This is a genomic window from Streptomyces sp. DG2A-72, from assembly GCF_030499575.1.
Taxonomy (GTDB): Bacteria; Actinomycetota; Actinomycetes; order Streptomycetales; family Streptomycetaceae; genus Streptomyces.
In genome coordinates, this window is record NZ_JASTLC010000001.1 from 4,143,535 (window position 1) to 4,162,768 (window position 19,234).

Sequence of the window (19,234 nt, forward strand, 5' to 3'; positions counted from 1 at the left end):
CTACCCGCGTACCTGTCCCAGCCACTGCAGCGTCCGGCGGATGTCCGTGGCGAGTGGGTGGCCGGGGCCGTGCAGGCGCTCCACGTCGAGTACCAGGCGGGCGAGGGTGTCGTGGGCGGCGCCGCGGTCGCCGAGGGCGAGGAGGAGGTGGCCGATGCGGCGGCGCACGTCGTGGGAGAGGTGGGGGTCGCCGGCGACGTACTGGTTCTCGTAGTACGGCAGGAGCGTGCGGTACTCCGCGAGTGCCGCCGCCGGTTCACCGAGCTGTTCGAGGCACTGGGCGGCCTCGTAGCGGAAGCGCAGGGACTGGGGGTCGGCCTGGCCGGCCTCGGCGGCGCGTTCGTCGGCGAGGCGGCGCAGTTCCGGCAGCGCGCGCCGGTACTGGCCGTCGTCCATGAGCGTGGCCGCGTACTGCTTGCGCAGGGTGCGCACGACCGGGGAGTGCTCGCCGTGCTGTTCGGCGGCGACGGGCAGGATCGCGCCGAGGATGTCGACGGCCTGGGTGATGCGGCCCTCGCCGAGGAGCCGCTTGACCTCGTCCACGGCGCGGGCGACGTCCGGCTTCTCGGCGACGGGCGGGACGACGGGGGCGGGCTGGGGCGCGGGTGTGCGGGCGCGGTCCGGCCAGGGGGCGTGCGGGCGCAGGAAGGGGCGTCTGGGGTCGAGGGGCGCCGCGGTGGGCGTCCCGCGCCCGGGCAGGAGCAGCGCTAGGTGCTCGTACACCTCCTGCGCGGAGGCGGGCCGGTGCTGCGGGTCCTTGGCGAGCAGCCCCAGGACGAGCGTTTCGAGCGATTCGGGGACTTCGGGGCGGATGCGGCGCACGGGCACCGGGGGCTCGTAGAGGTGCCGGTGCAGCACGCCGAGCGCCGTCGAGCCCGAGAACGGGACGTCGCCGCTGAGGAGTTCGTGCAGCACTACGCCGAGTGCGTACAGGTCGGTGTACGGGCCGACCGCGCCGCCCATCGCCTGCTCGGGGGCCATGTAGGCGGGCGAGCCGATGGGGGTGCCGGTGTGAGTGAGGCGGGTGGTGTCGGTGTCCATGACGTGGGCGACGCCGAGGTCGAGGACGGTGATCGTGCCGTCCTGCTTCACCATCACGTTGCGCGGCTTGAGGTCTCGGTGGACGATCGGCACCGCGTGCACGGCGCTCAGCACGGCGCACAGCTGCGCGGCGACCGCGACGGCCCACTGCCACGGGTACGGGTTGCGCTCGGCGAGATGACCGGCGAGGTCGACGCCGTCGACGTACTGCATGACGAGGAACAGCTCCTCGCCCGCGGTGCCCGCGTCATGCACCGTCACCAGGCCGGGGTGGTCGACCTGTGCGGTCACCCGGCACTCGCGCTCGAAGCGGCGGCGCAGTTCCTCGGCCTCGTGGCCGGCCACCTTGTCGGGCCGCAGCAGCTTCACCGCCACGCGCCGGTCGAGTCGCTGGTCGTAGGCCGTCCAGACCTGGCCCATGCCGCCCTGCCCGATGAGGGTGGACAGTGCGTACCGGCCGGCGACGACACGTCCTGCCGCCACGGTCACCGTCCGCTCTCGTGGTTGCCGTCGTGCTTGCGCAGATAGTCGCTGAGCTCGTCGAGCTCGGCGCGCACCTGGTCGATCCGGGCCGGGGCGGGGCGCTGCGGCCGGGTGGGTATCGGCGCCCGGTCCGCGGCGGCCTGGGGCATCGGGGGCGGGAAGTGCGGGGCGGCCGGGGTCTGCGGCGCGGTGGTGGCGGGGTACGGCGTCGACCGCTGCGGGTAGCCCTGCCCCGGTATCGGCGTCTGCCCCGCGCCGTACGCACCGGCGCCGTGGCGGAGCCGCTGGAAGTGGCGTATCTCGGCGACGAGGTAGTACGCGATGCTCGCCACCAGCGAACCCAGCAGCAGGAAGAGCCCGAGCCAGCCGCCCGGGGTGTGGATCTCCTCGCCGGGCTCGGAGCCGAGCAGCCCGACCGCGACGATATCGATGGCGATCAGGGCCCCGAGCAGGATCCAGTCGCGCATCTTGCGGGTGACGACCGCCAGGCGCAGCAGCATCGTCCAGGCGAGGAAGCCGAAGCTGATGATCGAGAGCGTCACGAACACCACACGCAGCAGAACCAGCCACAGCGTCGGGGGCGGCTGCTTCACCGGCTGCGGGTAGCCGTGGCCATGCATGACTGCTCCTGGTGCCTGAAGTGGGGTGTAGGGGACCCTCGGCGTCGCCTCGCGCGGGCGCGACGTCGGTGGTGCGATTGTTCGGTTCGAGCGTATAGGCCGACACCGACAACCGGTCCGCGTTGTACCGAACCGTTGTCGTGCGACCGGTCCCCTACGACCTCCCGGGCGAGAGCCGCACCGTCACACCACGTGCCGCATCCACACGTTGGGCTCGACATACACGGCGTACCCCTGCTCCGGTTCGCACCGCACCGGTACAAGCCCGCCCGGCACCTCGATGTCACCGGCGGTGTCGAAGGGCAGGCCCGTCCAGCCGCGCCACTGCTCCAGCGAGCCGGCGACGGTCATGGACGCCGGGGCGATGGAGTCGATGACGGCACCGGCGCGGGCGTGGACGCGCAGCCAGGGGTCGTGCGGGAGCCCGTCGGGGCGTACGCGGTGGGCGTACTCCTCGATGGGCGTGCGCACTTCGAGGTGCTTGGCGCTGGGGCGGACCGGGGCGACGACCTCGCCGAAGCCGTGCGCTCGGGCGTTCTCGCGCATCGCCGACAGCATGCGGCCGGACAGTCCGCGCCCCTGGGCGTGCGGGGCGACGGTGATGGAGATGGCGCTGACCGTGTCGGGGCGGACCCCGCGGCGCAGGTCACCGAAGGCCCACACCAGCACTTCGTCCCACCCGCGCGCGGGCAGTTGGCCCCGCCCTTCGGCGGCGAGAGCGAAGGGCACGCTCTTGGCGTGCGCCACGACCTCGCCCGTCTCGTCCTCGGCGAACAGCACGAACTCCGGGAGTTCGGCAGCGATGCGCGGATAGTGGGCGTCGCCCACGGCGTCGTTGATGACGAACTCCGGCCAGCTGTTGGGCATTTCGGCGATCCGCTGACGCGCCTCGGGACGTTCGGCCAGGCTCCATACCTTCAGCTCCATGCGGTCACCGTAGGTTCAGCCTCCGCACTGGCGCAGCATTATTTCCTTGTCGGGTGCCGTCACCGGCATCTCGTATTTCAGGGAGACCTGCGCGAAGCGGACCGCGTAGGAGCAGCGGATCCGTTTGTTCGGGGGGAGCCAGGACGCCGGGCCGGAGTCGCCCTTGGAGCTGTTGGCGCGGCCCTGGGCCGGGATCAGGTTGAGCGGGTCGTTCGCCAGTTGCTCGCGTTTGTTCTCGGACCAGCGTGCGGCGCCCATCTGCCAGCTGTAGGAGAGCGGCACCATGTGGTCGATCTGCACCTCGGTGGCCTTCTGCTTGCGCCACTCGATGGTCGTGCCGGTGTACGGGTCGTGCAGTGTCATGGAGATGACGACGCAGTCCGAGCCGGAGCGGAAACGGACGTCCTCGCCGTCCCGTTGGAGGAGGTCGTTGCGGGTGTCGCAGCCGTTGCGGGCCAGCGGCACACCGTCCGCCGAGTCCATCCACGCGTAGCCGAACTCGTCGCGCTCGTAACCCGTCTTGGGGCCGCGCCCCTTGGTCGTCACCTTCTCGATCAGCGCCCGCGCCTCGGCCCGGTCGGCGTCCGAGGTGAGGGGCGCGAGGCCCGGTTTCGTCCCGTCCGGGTTGTCGAACGGGCTGGTGCCGGAGCCGGAGGGTTCGTTGGCGCCGGAGGGCTCGCTGTCGACCTCGGGCAGATCGACGTTCTCGCAGCCCGCGAGCAGTAGTGCCATGCCGAGCATTACGGCGGCGGCGGCCGCCCCACCCCTGAGTTGTTTCACGTTGTCCCACGGTAGCGGCCGAGAGGTCCAGACCATATAGGCCCTTAAAGGGCATACATCTCAAGTCGGGCGTATCGTCGGTATCTGAGTAACCTCCGGAAGGAGCTCTGGATGGGCATCTTCGAGAAGCTCAGGAACCAGGTGAAGGGCGACAAGGCCAAGGACATGTCCGACACCGCGGAACAGAAGGTCAACGAGAAGACGGGCAACAAGTACGAGAGCCAGGTCGACCAGGCGCAGCAGAGGGCCGAGGGCGCCATGGGCATGGATCGCGACAAGCCCGAACAGCCGTAGCCACCAGACTCACGGAGGACAGCAGACCAGGCCGTCCGCGGACACCCACTTCCCGCGGACGGCTTCACACGCTCTGCGAGCTCTACGACCCCAGGATCGACGCCAGGAACTCCCCGACCCAGCCGAGCAACTCCCGCCCGACCAGCGGCTTCCCGCCCACCTTCGCGGTCTTCGGGCGCGGCACCAGCAGTTGGTGGGCGGCCGGCTTGATGACGGTCCCCGGGTACAGCCGCTTGACGCGCAGCTCCTGCGACTCGCGCAACTCCACCGGCGCGAAGCGGATGTTGTTGCCCTGCAGGACGATCTCGCCGACGCCGCACGCGCGCGCGAGCATCCGGAGTCCGGCCACCAGCAGCAGGTTCTCCACCGGCTCGGGCAACTTGCCGTAGCGGTCGACGAGTTCCTCGCGTACGGACTTGATGTCCTCCTCCGTGTTGGCGGAGGCGATGGACCGGTAGGCCTGCAACCTGAGCCGCTCGCCCGGCGCGTAGTCGTGCGGGACGTGCGCGTCCACCGGCAGCTCGATCTTGACCTCCAGGGGCGGCTCCTCCTCGACACCGCCCTCCAGGGAGGCCCGGTAGTCCGCCACCGCCTCGCCGACCATCCGTACGTACAGGTCGAAGCCGACACCCGCGATATGACCGGACTGCTCGCCGCCCAGGAGGTTTCCGGCGCCGCGGATCTCCAGGTCCTTCATGGCGACGTACATGCCCGCGCCCATCTCGGTGTGCTGGGCGATGGTCGCGAGCCGCTCGTGGGCGGTCTCGGTCAGCGGCTTCTCCGGCGGGTACAGGAAGTACGCGTAGCCGCGCTCGCGCCCACGGCCCACGCGCCCGCGCAGCTGATGCAGCTGGGACAGGCCGAAGTTGTCGCCGCGCTCCACGATGAGCGTGTTGGCGTTGGAGATGTCGATGCCCGACTCCACGATCGTCGTCGACACCAGCACGTCGTACCGCTTCTCCCAGAAGTCGACGACGACCTGCTCCAGCGCCTGCTCCGACATCTGGCCGTGGGCCGTCGCGATCCGCGCCTCGGGCACGATCTCGCGCAGCCGCGCAGTCGCCCGGTCGATGGACTCGACGCGGTTGTGGATGTAGAAGACCTGGCCCTCGCGCAGGAGTTCACGGCGGATGGCCGCGCCGATCTGCTTCTCCTCGTACGGCCCGACGAAGGTCAGCACCGGGTGGCGCTCCTCCGGCGGTGTGGTGATCGTCGACATCTCGCGGATGCCGGTGACCGCCATCTCCAGGGTGCGCGGGATGGGGGTCGCGGACATCGTCAGTACGTCGACGTTCGCGCGCAGCTTCTTCAGCTGCTCCTTGTGCTCGACGCCGAAGCGCTGCTCCTCGTCGACGATGACCAGGCCGAGGTCCTTGAACTTGGTCTCGGAGGAGAACAGCCGGTGCGTGCCGATGACGACGTCCACCGAGCCCTCGCGCAGGCCCTCCAGGGTCGCCTTCGCCTCCGTGTCCGTCTGGAAGCGGCTCAACGCCCGCACATTGACCGGGAATTGCGAGTACCGCTCGCTGAACGTGCCGAAGTGCTGCTGCACCAGCAGGGTCGTCGGGACGAGCACGGCGACCTGCTTGCCGTCCTGCACGGCCTTGAAGGCGGCGCGGACCGCGATCTCCGTCTTGCCGTAGCCGACGTCGCCGCAGACCAGGCGGTCCATGGGGACCGACTTCTCCATGTCGTCCTTGACCTCGGCGATGGTGGTGAGCTGGTCGGGCGTCTCCACGTACGGAAAGGCGTCCTCCAGCTCCCGCTGCCACGGGGTGTCCGCGCCGAAGGTGTGCCCGGGGGCCGCCATGCGCGCGCTGTACAGCTTGATCAGGTCCGCGGCGATCTCCTTGACCGCCTTCTTCGCGCGGGCCTTCGTCTTCGTCCAGTCGGCGCCGCCGAGGCGGTGCAGGGTCGGGGCCTCGCCGCCGACGTACTTGGTGATCTGCTCCAGCTGGTCGGTGGGGATGTAGAGCCGGTCGCCGGGCTGGCCACGCTTGGCGGGGGCGTACTCCACGACCAGGTACTCGCGGGTCGCGCCCTGCACCGTCCGCTGCACCATCTCGATGTACCGGCCGACACCGTGCTGCTCGTGCACGATGTAGTCGCCCGCCTCCAGGGTCAGCGGGTCGATGGTCTTGCGGCGCCGGGCGGGCATCCGGGCGCCGTCCTTGCCGGCCGCCTTCTGCCCGGAGAGGTCCGTCTCGGTGAGGACCGCGAGCTTCAGCGCCGTATCGACGAATCCGTAGTCGATCGAGCCGCACGCCACGTGCACGACGGACGGGGAGATCTCGCCGAGGTCCGCCTCGAGCCGTGCGGCGATGCCCTCGCCGCCGAGCACCTCGACGGTCCTGGCCGCCGGGCCGTGCGCTTCCGTCACGTACACCGTGCGCCAGCCGTCGGCGAGCCAGCCCTTGGTGTCGGCCAGCGCCCGCGCGGTGTCCCCGCGGTAGGACTCCGGCGCGTGCATGCCGAGCTTGAGCGTGTCCGCGTCGAGCTCCTCGTCCGCGGCGAACGGCGACACCGACCACCACATCATGTCCAGCTCGCGCGCCCGGTCCCGGACGTCCGCGATGGACCACAGGGAGGCCGCGCCGACGTCGATCGGCGCGTTGCCACCGCCCGCGGTGGCCGCCCAGGAGGCCTGAAGGAACTCCTGCGACGTCGCGACGAGATCCGAGGCACGCGTGCGTACCCGCTCCGGATCGCATACGACGGCCATGGCGCCCTTGGGGAGTACGTCGAGCAGCAGCTCCATGTCGTCGACGAGGACCGGCGCGAGGGATTCCATGCCCTCCACCGCGATCCCCTCGGCGATCTTGCCGAGCAGCTCGCCCAGCTCGGGGTGGGCCTCGGCCAGGGCACGCGCGCGTGCACGCACATCGTCCGTGAGCAGCAGCTCGCGGCAGGGCGGCGCCCACAGGCCGTGCTCGGCGACCTCAAGGGAGCGCTGGTCGGCGACCTTGAAGTAGCGGATCTCCTCGACGTCGTCGCCCCAGAACTCCACGCGCAGGGGGTGTTCCTCGGTGGGCGGGAAGACGTCCAGGATGCCGCCTCGTACGGCGAACTCGCCACGCTTCTCGACGAGCTCCACGCGCGCGTACGCAGCGGCGGCGAGGGCGTCCACGACGGTGTTCAGGTCGGCGGTCTCGCCGGTGCGCAGGGCGACGGGTTCCAGGTCGCCGAGGCCCTTGACCTGGGGCTGGAGCACGGAGCGTACGGGCGCTACGACCACGGAGACCGGGCCCGTCTCCGGGTCGTCGGCCCTGGGGTGGGCCAGGCGGCGCAGGACGGCGAGGCGGCGGCCCACGGTGTCGCTGCGGGGGCTGAGGCGCTCGTGCGGGAGGGTTTCCCAGGACGGGTACTCCGCGATGCCCTCCGAGGGGAGCAGGGAGCGGAGGGCCGCCGCCAGGTCCTCTGCCTCGCGGCCGGTCGCGGTCACCGCGAGGACGGGGCGGCCGGACTCGCGGGCCAGGGCGGCGACGGCGAGGGGGCGGGCCGCTGGGGGGCCGACCAGGTCGATGTGCATGCGGTTGCCGTCTGCGGCCGCCTTGGTCGCTTCCGCGAGGGCGGTGTCCTTGACGACGGCGTCGAGCAGACCGTGCAGGCTCATGTGGAGGGGGCTTCCGTCCGGGGGTGGGCAACACGAAGGGCCCGACTCGTCGCACGGGCCGGGGGGTCTCCAGCGTACGTCGGCGTCGGCGCGGGTGTCGGGGGCTGTGGATAACGTCCGCTGCATGGTGCCCGGCGCTGGTGCGGGCGTCGCAGTGTCTCGCCCCCGCCGCCCCTACCCGTCCCATCCCTGGGGGCTGCGCCCCCAGACCCCCGCTTCGGCCCTGAACGGGCCTTGTCCTCAAACGCCGGACGGGCTGGGTAAGTCAGCCCCTCCGGCGTTTGAGGAGCGGGGGTCCAGGGGGCGGAGCCCCCTGGCGGGGTCGAAGGGGCGGAGCCCCTGGAGGATGGGAATGGGTAGGGGCGGCGGGGGCGAAATCCGGGCCGACATGCACGAACCCGGTGCCGAGGAGTCCCCCCAAGACTCCCCGGCACCGGGCCCTTCCCCCGCAACCCCCGTATGCGGTGGCTACTCGGTCGCGATGGCGTTCAGGACGTTCATGCGGCCCGCCCGGAAGGCCGGGATCAGCGCGGCGAAGAGGCCGACGAAGGCCGAGCCCACGAACACGCCGCCGATCGTCACCCAGGGGATCTCCAGGACGTTCAGGCCCTCCAGGGCGAGGAGCTTCTGGGCGGTGGCGCCCCAGCCCATGCCGAGGCCGAGGCCCAGCAGCGCCCCGAACAGGGCGATGACCACCGACTCCATGCGGATCATCCGGCGCAGCTGGCGGCGCGAGAGGCCGATGGCCCGCATCAGGCCGATCTCCCGCGTCCGTTCCACCACCGAGAGGGCCAACGTGTTCACCACGCCCAGCACCGCCACGATGATCGCCAGGGCGAGCAGGCCGTAGACCATGTTCAGGAGCTGGCCGACCTGGTCCTTCAGTTCCTGCTTGTAGTCGGTCTGGTCGCGGACCTGGTACTGCGGGTACGGCTCCAGGGATTTCTTCAGGGCGGCGTACGCCTCTTCCTGCTGACCGTCCTTGGCCTTGGCGAACATGATCTGGTTCGGCGGGATCTTGTCGGCGGGGACGTACTTCCGCATGGTCTCGAGGCTGGTGTAGCGCGCCCCCTGGTCGATGGCGGTGTCGTCGTCCGTGATGGCGGCGACCTTGAGCTTGGCGGTCTCGCCGCCCTTGAAGGCGACGGTGATGGTGTCACCGACGCGGACGCCGTGCTTCTTGGCGTAGTCGGAGCCGACCGACATCGCGTCCTTGCCGTACGCGGCCGGCAGGCTGCCCGCCGTGGTGGGGCGGCGCAGGTCCTCGGCGTACGTCGGGTCGGCGGCCGTGAGGCCGGAGTCGTCCGTCTTGCCGTCCGGGGAGGTCAGCGTGGCGTCGAGGTCCTTGTAGGAGGTGACGTGGGCCAGGCCCGGGCTCCGCTGCATCGCCTTCTCGGCCTGCGGCACGATCCGCTGGTTGCCCTGGACGATGAAGTCCGCGCCGACCGACTTGTCGAGCTCGCTGGTGGCCGAGGCGACCATCGAGGAGCCGACGACCGACAGACAGGCGACCAGCGCGAGGCCGATCATCAGGGCCGCGGCGGTGGCGCCGGTGCGGCGCGGGTTGCGCAGCGCGTTGCGCTCGGCCATGCGGCCGACGGGACCGAAGGCCCGCAGCAGCACCGCGCTGATCACCCGGACGACCCCGCCCGCCAGCAGCGGGCCGATGACGACGAAGCCGATGAGGGAGAGGACGATCCCCGCGCCCAGCATCAGCGCGCCCTCGCTCGCCTTGTCCGCGTTCGCCGCGGTGTAGAGGGCGAGCCCGCCGGCGCCCGTGAGCACCGTGCCGATCACGCCGCGGATCCAGCCGGCCTTGACGTCGGCCGGCGTACCGGCGTCGCGCAGCGCGGCCATCGGGGAGACCTTGCCGGCGCGGCGGGCCGGGAGGTAGGCGGCGAGGACGGTGACGACGACGCCGAGGATCACACCGGCGATCGGGGTGCTGACCTTGATGGTGAGGTCGTCGGTGGAGAGGTTCATCCCGGCCATCGACATGAGCTTCATCAGGCCGATGGCGATACCGACACCGGCGGCGACGCCGAGGATGGAACCCACGACACCGAGGAACAGCGCCTCGACCAGCACGGAACGGTTGACCTGCTTGCGGGACGAACCGATCGCCCGCATCAGGCCGATCTCGCGGGTGCGCTGGGCGACCAGCATCGAGAAGGTGTTGATGATCAGGAAGATGCCGACGAGGAAGGCGATCCCGGCGAAGCCGAGCATGGCGTACTTGATGACGTCCATGAACTCGCCGACGTCCTTGCGGTTCTCGTCCGCGGTCTCCTGCTGCGTCTGGATCTTGTACGTGCCGTCCAGGGCCTGTGTGACGTTCTGCTTGAGCTGCGCGTCGGAGACGCCCGCCGCCGCGGTGACGTTGAACTGCGTGAACAGGCCGGTGGAACCGAGGAGTTCGCGCTGGGCGGTGTCGGTGTCGAAGTAGACGACGGAGGCGCCGGGGTTGGTCACCTTGAAGGTGGCGATACCGACGATCTTCGCGGTGAAGTCACCGGTCTGCGCGATGGTGCGCAGCTCGTCACCCAGCTTCAGATGGTGCTTGTCGGCGGTGTCGGCGTCGACCATCACCTCGGTCGGCCCGCGCGGGGCGTGTCCGGAGGTGATCTCCATGGAACGCAGGTCGTTCTTGGTCCAGTTGCCGGCGATGGTGGGCGCGCCGGTCGTCGACCCCATGTTCTTGTTGTCGCTGTTGACGACGGTCACGTTCATCGAACTGACCGCGCCCTCGGCCGACTTGACGCCCTCGGCCTTCTGGGCCTGCGCCAGCAGCGAGGCGGGCAGCGACTCCGGGACGCCGTTCTGCGGGGCCTCGTCGGTCTTGGCCTCCTTGGGGGAGACCGTCACGTCGGAGGAAGTCGTCGCGAAGAGCTTGTCGAACGTCGTGTTCATGGTGTCGGTGAACACGAGCGTGCCGCACACGAACGCCACCGACAGCAGCACCGCGACCGCGGAGAGGGCCATCCGGCCCTTGTGCGCAAAGAAGTTGCGCATGGAGGTCTTCAGGACGGTCATGACGTACGACCCCGGGCGTCGAAGTCCTTCATCCGGTCGAGGACGGCGTCGGCGGTCGGCTTGTACATCTCGTCGACGATGCGCCCGTCGGCGAGGTACAGCACGCGGTCGGAGTACGAGGCGGCCACCGGGTCGTGGGTGACGATCACGATGGTCTGCCCCAGCTCGTCCACGGACCGCCGCAGGAACCCGAGCACCTCGGCACCGGCCCGCGAGTCCAGGTTTCCGGTCGGCTCGTCACCGAAGATGATCTCAGGCCGGGCGGCCAACGCCCGGGCCACGGCGACACGTTGCTGCTGCCCGCCGGAGAGCTGCGTCGGCCGGTGCTTGAGCCGGTCGCTGAGCCCGACGGTGTCGACGACCCGCCCCAGCCACGCCTTGTCGGGCTTCCGCCCGGCGATGTCCATGGGAAGGGTGATGTTCTCTATGGCGTTGAGCGTCGGCAGCAGGTTGTACGCCTGGAAGATGAACCCGATCCGGTCCCGGCGCAGCTGCGTGAGCTTCTTGTCCTTCAGCCCGGTGATCTCGGTGTCGTCGAGGTAGATCTGCCCGGACGTCACGGTGTCGAGCCCGGCGAGGCAGTGCATCAGGGTGGACTTGCCGGACCCCGAGGGGCCCATGATCGCGGTGAACTGCCCGCGAGCGATGTCCACGTCCACCTGGTCCAGGGCGACGACACGGGTCTCACCGGACCCGTACGCCTTGACGACCTGCCGCGCCCGCGCGGCAACGGCCGTACGCCCTCCAGTACCCCCGTGCCTGGGAATGGTCACAGCCGATGTCACGGTATGTCTCCTATATCGGTCAGCAGATGAAGCGTGTCGGTTCAGCGGAACCGTGCGTTCGTGCGTTCGTGCGTGAGCTTCGGTACTCGGTACGCCCATGAGTCTGGTCGCGGCAGGGGGTCCTGCGCGCTGGTGCCCGACCCCGTCTTTTCCTGGGGAAAACCCCACCCCCGCGGGTTCGGTACGGCGCCCCCCTCGGCGTAAAGCCAGGTTAAGGACGACCCCGTACCCGTCTCGTCCTCCGCCGGTACGAACCCTCCCCGAGCCCTAGTACGGAGAGACCCCTAGGGGCTGTCCACCCTGCGGTGGAGCGCACCTCGGGGTTCCCTCCACCCTCGGACGCACTCAGCCTCCACCCTCCCGCGACGTGAGGCTCAAGTGGGATGCTGGCGCGCGGCAGATAGATGCAAGGGGAATGCATGGGGAAGGAAGCCCGGTGGGCAGTACGAGACCTGCGATAGGCGACACCGCACAGCGCACCGGAAGCGAGAAGCGGGGAGCCGTCGTAGCGGCCCTCATGCTCGCGATGGCGCTGGCGGCCCTCGACTCCACCATCGTCTCCACGGCCGTACCGCAGATCGTCGGCGACCTCGGCGGCTTCTCGGTCTTCTCCTGGCTCTTCTCCGGCTACCTCCTGGCCGTGACAGTCACCCTCCCCTTGTACGGCAAGCTCTCCGACACCTTCGGCCGCAAACCGGTGCTGATCGCGGGCGCGGTGGTGTTCCTGCTGGGCTCGCTGCTGTGCGCGGTGGCCTGGAACATGGGGGCGCTGATCGCGTTCCGGATCGTGCAGGGCCTGGGCGGCGGGGCCCTCCAAGGCACGGTCCAGACGCTGGCCGCCGACATGTACCCGCTCAAGAAACGCCCCAAGATCCAGTCCAAGCTGTCGACGGTGTGGGCGGTGTCGGCGGTCGCAGGACCGGGCGTGGGCGGAATCCTGGCGACGTACGCGGACTGGCGCTGGATCTTCCTGATCAACCTGCCGATAGGGGCGGTCGCGCTGTGGCTGATCGTCCGGTACCTGCACGAACCCGAGCGCGAACGGGCTGCACGCGCGCGTGTCGACTGGGCGGGCGCGCTCGCGGTGTTCGCCTGCGGCGGCGTGCTGCTGACGGCACTGGTGCAGGGCGGGGTGGCGTGGCCCTGGCTGTCCGCACCATCCCTGGCCTTGTTCGGTACGGGACTCGCGCTCGTAGCGGTCGTGGTGATCGTCGAGCGGAGAGCCGCCGATCCGATCATCCCCGGGTGGGTGTGGCGGCGCCGCACGATCGCGGCGGTGAACCTGGCGCTGGGTGCGCTCGGCCTGCTGATGGTGGCACCGACGGTGTTCCTGCCGACGTACGCCCAATCGGTCCTCGGCCTGGCCCCGGTGGCGGCCGGCTTCGTCCTGTCCGTCTGGACCCTGAGCTGGCCGATCTCGGCGGCGTGCAGCCAGCACGTGTACCGGCGCATCGGATTCCGCAACACGGCGATGCTGGGGGTGGGATCGGCGTCTCTGCTCCTGCTGGCGTTTCCCTTTCTGCCCTACCCGGGCCAGGCATGGCAACCGGCCCTGCTGATGCTGCTGTTGGGGGCGGCCCTGGGTCTCTTCCAGCTCCCGCTGCTCGTGGGCGTGCAGTCGACGGTGGGCTGGGAGGAACGCGGCACGACGACCGCGTCGGTCCTCTTCTGCCGCCAGACGGGCCAGACGATCGGCGCGGCAGTCTTCGGCGCGGTGGCCAACGGGGTGCTGGCGGCACGGCTGGGCGGGGCGAGCGACCTCGACTCCGTGACACGGGCGCTGGACGCGGGCGCCGCGTCGGAGTCCGTACGGCGGGCGATCGCGGACGCGGTGCACGCGGTGTACTTGGGGGCGGCGGGGGCGGCTGCGCTGGCGTTCGTGGTGCTGTTGCTGATGGCGCCGAGGCGTTTCCCGGTGCTCAAGGAATAGGAGATGGGGGCATTGGTGAGGCTGGAACGGCTGCGCGCCGACCACGCGCGCGTGCTGCTCGCGTTCGAGCGGGAGAACAGGGAGTACTTCGCGCACTCGATACCGGATCGCGGGGACGCGTACTTCGCCGACTTCGCCGCCAGGCACAGGGCGTTGCTCGCCGAACAGGACGCCGGGGTCTGCCACTTCCACGTCATCGTCGATGACGAAGGGCGTCTGATCGGGCGCGTCAATCTGATCGACGTCGAGGACGGTTCGGCGGAACTCGGCTACCGCGTCGGCGAACACGCGGTGGGCAAGGGCGTCGCCACGGAGGCGGTCGCCGAGGTGTGCCGGGTCGCCGGTACGACGTACGGGCTGACGTCCCTGATCGCCGTCACCACCCTGGACAACCAAGCCTCCCGGGTCGTCCTGGAACGGAACGCCTTCACCGCCGTAGAAGACATCACGATCGACGACCGGCCCGGCATCCGCTATCGCCGCTTGCATCTCGGGCACTGACAGGGCGGAAACCGTCCCGCGAGGTCGATGGGGGCGTCCTTCCTGGACGGCTGGTACGTCACATCCGGTCCCCAGGTCCGCCCACCGTCCCGGGACACCCGCAGCGTCATCGACGCCCCGATGAGCTCGTTTCCCTTCTCTTCGTCCCACTGCCCCACACCAACGCCCTTCACTTTGCGTGTTGTTGCCTGCACAGAGTGACGTCACCGTGGGTACGCTCGGAAGGTAGCTGAGCGTGACAACGGGGTCCGCACGGAGGGGGTTGCACGGGTGGCGATCGAGGACAATCCGCGGTCGAGGGAGCAGTACGGCGCGGAACTGAAGCGGAGGCGTGAGGCGGCGCGTCTCACGCAGGAGGAACTGAGCCAGCGTGCGGTGATGTCGCGCACGCACATTGCACATATCGAGGGCGGGCGGCGGAGGCCGGATGTGGAGGATGCGTGGCGACTCGATCAAGTGCTGGGTGCTGACGGGTTCTTCGAGAACTTCCTGCCGACGCTGGACGGGCGAAAGGTTGCGGAACACTTCAAGGGGGCGCTGGAGTTCGAGGACCAGGCGACGGTGATCAAGGAGTACGCACCGAGTCTGGTGCCCGGCATCTTGCAGACTCAGCCGTACGCCTACGAGGTTCTCAGCTGCGGCTACCCGCGCAGGAGCGACGAGGAGCGTGACAAGCTCCTCGTCACACGCATTGAACGGGCCCGCATCCTCGACGACTTCCACGCCCCCGAGGTCTGGGCGCTCCTCGACGAGGCGGTGCTACGACGCGTCGTGGGCGGGCCCACGGTGATGTGCGAACAGCTCTGTCACATCGCACAGTTGGCCGAGAATCGTCGCATCCGCGTGCATGTGCTTCCCTACTCCGTGGGGGCACACCCTCTGCAGGCAGGCTTCCTCTCCCTCATGTGGTTCGAGGAGTTGCCGCCCATCGCGTACTCAGAAGGCGTGAACAGCGGGCGGCTCCTGGAACTTCCGTCCGTAGTGCGCGAGTGCCAGGAGATCTACGATCTTGCTCTGGGCGACGCCTTGTCGCACCGTAAGTCCCTGGACCTGCTCCGGTCCGTTGCGGAGGATTACGAGCATGAAGCGCAGCGAGCACACCATCCCTGACGCCTCGGCACTGACCGCCTGGCGCAAGTCCAGCTACAGCGGCGGCAGCAGTGACTCGTGCCTCGAAGTGAACGACACCGCCCGCCCCACACACGTCCCCATCCGCGACAGCAAGACCCCCACCGGCCCAGCGATCATCTTCTCCGCCCCCGTCTGGTCCGCCTTCGTCACTTCGCTCGGTCGAACCACCCCGTAGCCTCCGGCAGGCAGGAACAGCAGCACGACGGCGGGCACCCCGAGCACGATGACCGTGATCCAGACCCCGCCCCGGGCGCTGCCGTCGAATGTCAGGGCGAGCAGAGCGCCCACCCAAACCAGCAGCCATGGCGCCATCAACTGGCCCATCCCATAGGGGACGTCAGCCCATCCCACAACAGCAGTTGAACCGCGCTCAGATGGGTTTCACTGGCTGCTGCGCCAACAAGGCTTCGGCATAGTCGGATGGCGTCCGATTTGTGGCCAAGCGAGGCCGGCTTCGACAAGATCAAGAACCTTCGCGTGCACGCCATGCCACGGGAGGGGGGCGGCCTCCCGCCACGCTGCCAGACCGCCGCCCCACCCTCCGTCCCAGCCCTTGCTTCATCTATTGAAATTCGATAGATTTCCATCGCAACTCGATGGAAGGGTGAGTCATGGGAAAGCTGACCGTGGGTGCGCTGCGCGCCGTGCTCGTGGTGGTGCTCGTCGGCACCGTGTTCGTACAGGCAGGAATGGTGTGGGCGTTGGTCAGCGGGAGCGACCCGGAGGACGGGTCGCTCCCGCTGACCCCACTGCGCGTGATCACGATCCTGGGCATGGTGTCGGTCCAGGTCGCCCTGGTCTGCGTATGGCGACTGGTGGCGATGGTGCGACGCGGAACCGTGTTCTCCCACGCCGCCTTCCGCTACGTGGACGGCGTGATCGGCGCGATCGTGGCGGCTGCCCTCGTGTGGTTCGCGGTCACGGCCATCAATGCGCCGGGCCAGCGGGACGACCCGGGCGTCACCGTCATCATGGGCGGGATTGGCGTGGGGATCCTGGGGGTCGCGCTCATCGTGCTCGTGCTGCGGATGCTGCTCGCCCAGGCCGTTACACGCGACGTCGAAGCGGCGCAGATGCAGGCCGAGTTGGACGAGGTGATCTGATGCCGATCGCCGTCGACATCGACGTGATGCTGGCCAGGCGGAAGATGTCCGTGGGAGACCTCGCGGACCGCGTAGGGATCACGCCCGCCAACCTGGCAGTACTCAAGAACGGCCGCGCCAAGGCGGTGCGCTTCGCGACGCTCGCCGCGCTCTGCGAGGTGCTCAAGTGCCAGCCGGGCGACCTGCTGCGCTGGGAGCCCGAGGACACCGCGGACGAATGAAACGTGCCTGCCGACGCGTCATCGCCGATCCCGCCTACCTTTGACCAGCTCCGCGAGCATCCCGGGGCCGTGCCCGAGGAGATCCCGGACCTGCTGGAGCGCCTGGCCGAGGTGCCCGACCCTCGCGATCCGCGCGGCGTACGGCACGCACTGGTCGTCATGCTTGCGCTGACCGCGTGCGCGGTTCTGGCCGGAGCGTCCTCCCTGCTGGCGGTGGGCGAGTGGATCACCGACGCCCCGCCGCCCGTCCTGGAGCGCCTTGGCGTACGGCCCGATCCGCTGTCCCCGAAGTGGTGCCTGCCGGCGGAGGCGACGGTGCGGCGGCTGCTGGGCCGCATCGACGGCAACGCGCTGGACCGGGCGGTGGGCCGTTGGCTGGCCGACCGGCGCGCTGGGGCCGACGGCCAGCTGCACGCAGTAGCGGTCGACGGCAAGACCCTGCGCGGAGCGGCCAGGGCCACGGGCCGCAAGATCCATCTGCTCGCCGCCTGCGACCATCTCCCCGGCCCGGTCCTGGCCCAACTCGACGTAGGCGAGAAGAACAACGAGATCCCCTGCTTCCAGCCTCTGCTGGAGACCCTCGCCGACCTGGCGGGCGTGGTCGTGACCAGCGACGCCATGCACACCCAGCGCGAGCACGCCAGCTACCTGCTTGGCCGAGGCGCGCACTACATCGTGATCGCGAAAGGGAACCAGAAGAAGCTCCACAAGCAGCTCAAATCCCTTCCCTGGAAGCAAATCCCGCTGCAGGGCCGTACCCGCGACACCGGCCACGGCCGCGGGGAGATCCGCCGCATCAAGGTGTGCACGGTGAACAGCCTGCTCTTTCCCGGCGCCCGCCAGGCCGTCCAGCTCAAGCGCCGCCGAGTGGACCGCAAGACCGGCAAGGTCAGCATCAAGACCGTCTACGCGGTCACCAGCCTCACTGCGGAACAGGCCACACCCGCTGGGCTCGCCCGGCTGATCCGCAACCACTGGAAGATCGAAGCCCTGCACCACATCCGAGACGTGACGCTCGCCGAGGACGCCTCCCAACTGCGAACCGGATCCGCACCCCGCGCCATGGCGACCTGGCGCAACCTCGCCATCGGCGCACTTCGCCTCGCCGGGAAAGGCAGCATCGCCGCCGGCCTCCGGCACAACAGCCGCGACGCCGGCCGACCGCTCGTCCTCCTCGGACTCACATGATCACGAAACGGACGTCACGCGACTACGCCGAAGCCCTGGCTGCGCCAACCACGGAATGGCTCCAGTGTGGAAATCTCCGAGGACGCGGCCTCCAATCCAGTCGAGAATGCGGAGGCCAATTCCGCCACCATGCTCTCCATCTTGACGGACTCGACATACTCGACCTCAGGCGACGGTTTCCAAGAAGTTCTGGAGTGACACCGGAGTACGTACGCCGCCGCCACTCGCTCAAAGGTCACGACCCTCTCCACACCCTGCGAGTAGAAGTCGACTTCACCTCGCCCCTCAGATTTCAGCCTCCTCAGCAGCTCGGGCAGTTGTTCCATGAGAGCCGACATGTCGTACGACACGACAGGATCCGGCACCCCCGCATCACGAGGTACTCGTAGTCGTCCACGTCTTCCAGAGGCTCGGAAGCCATGGCCGAAGCTATGACTCCCTCGGGGCAGGACAAGCTGAACTCGAAAGGCAAAATCGCCCCCGTTCCATTCCATAGCACGACCCACTTGCACGCAGACATCTACGCCCCCTGAGATACCTCAAAGAACCTCAACACACCCTTCAATGGAACTCCGATGTTGCGACGATCGATCCCAGCGCCTTCAAGGTGCACGAGGATACGCCCCTCTTCGGCGCGATTCGGGAAGCGCCGCACGAACGCCAAAACGCACGAGTCAAGGGTGTCGAATACGTAGCCCTCAATTTCCTCATCGCTTGGGTCGGCAACCGTACTTTCAGCACTGATTGGCGCTGTTGCCAGGATGGCTCCGGGAGCTCCATCCCCTCGATCATTGATCAGAACCTGCACGTTTCCGATCTGCGGAGAACCGCCATATCGCTCGTACGCAAGAGGAGAATTCAGAACCGCAGCATCACAATCCCAACCAGTTCCCGGAACCGAGCCCACCCGAAACTCGATTCCGGGAACACGGCCCAGAATATTCCGACATTCCCGGACGAGCCTGTCCGATGACGCTGCCAGCACGTACTTCATCGCCGTCACCCACAGCTCGTGGTCGGCATTATTTGAGGCCTACTCAGCTTCGGGAGCATATCGTCATCGAGGGCGACTCCTCCATCAATGACATCCGCCGTGTAGGCCAACCTCGCGGGTTCGGGGAGATCCGCCAGCTTCCTTTGTGCGGATCCTGATGTAGGAACCCTCTCCAGAGTAGGAGGCCGGTTCGGACAGGTCGTGGAGCTGTGCCTCCAGGCACGCCCGGTACTCTTCGAAGGATCGCCCACAGGTGCGCGCGACCCATCGCCCGTCGTGGAACCTTGCACTGGACCGGGCTGGGCACCTACCGGTGGGTGGTCGAGCACACGATCGCCTGGCTCCACGGCTTCCGTCGGCTCCGCATCCACTGGGAGAGACGAGCCGATATCCACGAAGCCTTCCTCAAACTCGCCTGCCGCCTGCTCACACATCGACAACTCGGCACGCTGTGCCAGCCATAGGCGACCGACGAGTTGTCTCCGCTCACTGCAGCGGGCCAGACTCCAAGAAGGTACGCATCTCGATGGCAAGGTGGCGCATGTCCTCTCCAGGAGCATGACTGGTCGTCATCTCGAAACGCCACTCGT

17 protein-coding genes and 1 pseudogene are annotated in these 19,234 nt (G+C 68.9%); 9 read left to right on the forward strand and 9 right to left on the reverse strand.

The genetic code is table 11. The features are described 5' to 3' along the window. From QQY66_RS19490 to QQY66_RS19505, 4 genes are all read right to left on the reverse strand, one after another. Positions 1-1,488 carry a serine/threonine-protein kinase gene (locus QQY66_RS19490; RefSeq protein WP_301987409.1) on the reverse strand — a complete coding sequence of 496 codons (1,488 nt, stop codon included), beginning with the start codon at positions 1,486-1,488 and terminating at the stop codon, positions 1-3. Between the two features lie 38 nt (positions 1,489-1,526). Then, entirely contained in the window at positions 1,527-2,144 is a 618-nt protein-coding gene (locus QQY66_RS19495; protein ID WP_301981623.1) for a hypothetical protein, read from the reverse strand. 183 nt (positions 2,145-2,327) lie between these two features. Then, entirely contained in the window at positions 2,328-3,071 is a 744-nt protein-coding gene (locus QQY66_RS19500) for an N-acetyltransferase (protein WP_301981624.1), read from the reverse strand. 15 nt (positions 3,072-3,086) lie between these two features. Next, positions 3,087-3,812 carry an HNH endonuclease family protein gene (locus QQY66_RS19505; RefSeq protein WP_301987411.1) on the reverse strand — a complete coding sequence of 242 codons (726 nt, stop codon included), beginning with the start codon at positions 3,810-3,812 and terminating at the stop codon, positions 3,087-3,089. Positions 3,813-3,962: 150 nt separating this feature from the next. Between QQY66_RS19505 and QQY66_RS19510 the strand changes: the two genes are divergently transcribed. Then, entirely contained in the window at positions 3,963-4,145 is a 183-nt protein-coding gene (locus QQY66_RS19510) for an antitoxin (protein WP_301981625.1), read from the forward strand. Between the two features lie 82 nt (positions 4,146-4,227). Here QQY66_RS19510 and mfd read toward each other — a convergent pair whose 3' ends face one another. The 3 genes from mfd to QQY66_RS19525 form a co-directional block, all read right to left on the reverse strand. Next, positions 4,228-7,758: a transcription-repair coupling factor gene (gene mfd, locus QQY66_RS19515; protein ID WP_301981626.1), complete on the reverse strand. Its 3,531-nt coding sequence runs from the start codon at positions 7,756-7,758 to the stop codon at positions 4,228-4,230. Positions 7,759-8,226: 468 nt separating this feature from the next. Then, on the reverse strand, positions 8,227-10,791 hold the full coding sequence (locus QQY66_RS19520; protein WP_301981627.1) for an ABC transporter permease: 2,565 nt from the start codon (positions 10,789-10,791) through the stop codon (positions 8,227-8,229). Then, complete coding sequence (locus QQY66_RS19525; RefSeq protein ID WP_210588257.1) at positions 10,788-11,576, reverse strand: ABC transporter ATP-binding protein; 789 nt, start codon at positions 11,574-11,576, stop codon at positions 10,788-10,790. The genes QQY66_RS19520 and QQY66_RS19525 overlap by 4 nt, the downstream gene beginning before the upstream one ends. 436 nt (positions 11,577-12,012) lie before the next feature. Between QQY66_RS19525 and QQY66_RS19530 the strand changes: the two genes are divergently transcribed. The 7 genes from QQY66_RS19530 (at position 12,013) to QQY66_RS19560 (ending at position 17,650) form a co-directional block, all read left to right on the forward strand. Then, positions 12,013-13,506 carry an MFS transporter gene (locus QQY66_RS19530; protein ID WP_301981628.1) on the forward strand — a complete coding sequence of 498 codons (1,494 nt, stop codon included), beginning with the start codon at positions 12,013-12,015 and terminating at the stop codon, positions 13,504-13,506. Positions 13,507-13,509: 3 nt separating this feature from the next. Further along, positions 13,510-14,007 carry a GNAT family N-acetyltransferase gene (locus QQY66_RS19535; protein ID WP_301981629.1) on the forward strand — a complete coding sequence of 166 codons (498 nt, stop codon included), beginning with the start codon at positions 13,510-13,512 and terminating at the stop codon, positions 14,005-14,007. Positions 14,008-14,277: 270 nt separating this feature from the next. Then, positions 14,278-15,117 carry a helix-turn-helix transcriptional regulator gene (locus QQY66_RS19540; RefSeq protein WP_301981630.1) on the forward strand — a complete coding sequence of 280 codons (840 nt, stop codon included), beginning with the start codon at positions 14,278-14,280 and terminating at the stop codon, positions 15,115-15,117. Next, positions 15,089-15,313, forward strand: coding sequence for a DUF397 domain-containing protein (locus QQY66_RS19545; RefSeq protein ID WP_301981631.1), 225 nt, complete (start codon positions 15,089-15,091; stop codon positions 15,311-15,313). Before QQY66_RS19540 ends, QQY66_RS19545 begins: the two co-directional genes overlap by 29 nt. A 436-nt stretch (positions 15,314-15,749) precedes the next feature. Further along, positions 15,750-16,241: a DUF2975 domain-containing protein gene (locus tag QQY66_RS19550; protein WP_301981632.1), complete on the forward strand. Its 492-nt coding sequence runs from the start codon at positions 15,750-15,752 to the stop codon at positions 16,239-16,241. After that, on the forward strand, positions 16,241-16,462 hold the full coding sequence (locus QQY66_RS19555) for a helix-turn-helix transcriptional regulator (RefSeq protein WP_301981633.1): 222 nt from the start codon (positions 16,241-16,243) through the stop codon (positions 16,460-16,462). The genes QQY66_RS19550 and QQY66_RS19555 overlap by 1 nt, the downstream gene beginning before the upstream one ends. Positions 16,463-16,531: 69 nt before the next feature. Then, a complete protein-coding gene (locus QQY66_RS19560) occupies positions 16,532-17,650 on the forward strand; it encodes an ISAs1 family transposase (RefSeq protein ID WP_367666982.1) in 1,119 nt (372 codons plus the stop codon). Positions 17,651-17,664: 14 nt separating this feature from the next. On the opposite strand, the gene QQY66_RS19565 is transcribed toward QQY66_RS19560, so the two are convergent. After that, positions 17,665-18,000 (reverse strand): hypothetical protein, encoded by a 336-nt coding sequence (locus tag QQY66_RS19565; RefSeq protein ID WP_301981635.1) that lies wholly within the window; start codon positions 17,998-18,000, stop codon positions 17,665-17,667. Positions 18,001-18,170: 170 nt separating this feature from the next. Next, entirely contained in the window at positions 18,171-18,644 is a 474-nt protein-coding gene (locus QQY66_RS19570; protein WP_301981636.1) for a hypothetical protein, read from the reverse strand. A gap of 263 nt (positions 18,645-18,907) precedes the next feature. Between QQY66_RS19570 and QQY66_RS19575 the strand changes: the two are divergent. After that, positions 18,908-19,108, forward strand: a pseudogene (locus QQY66_RS19575) (transposase); the annotation flags it as partial. Between the last annotated feature and the right edge of the window lie 126 nt (positions 19,109-19,234).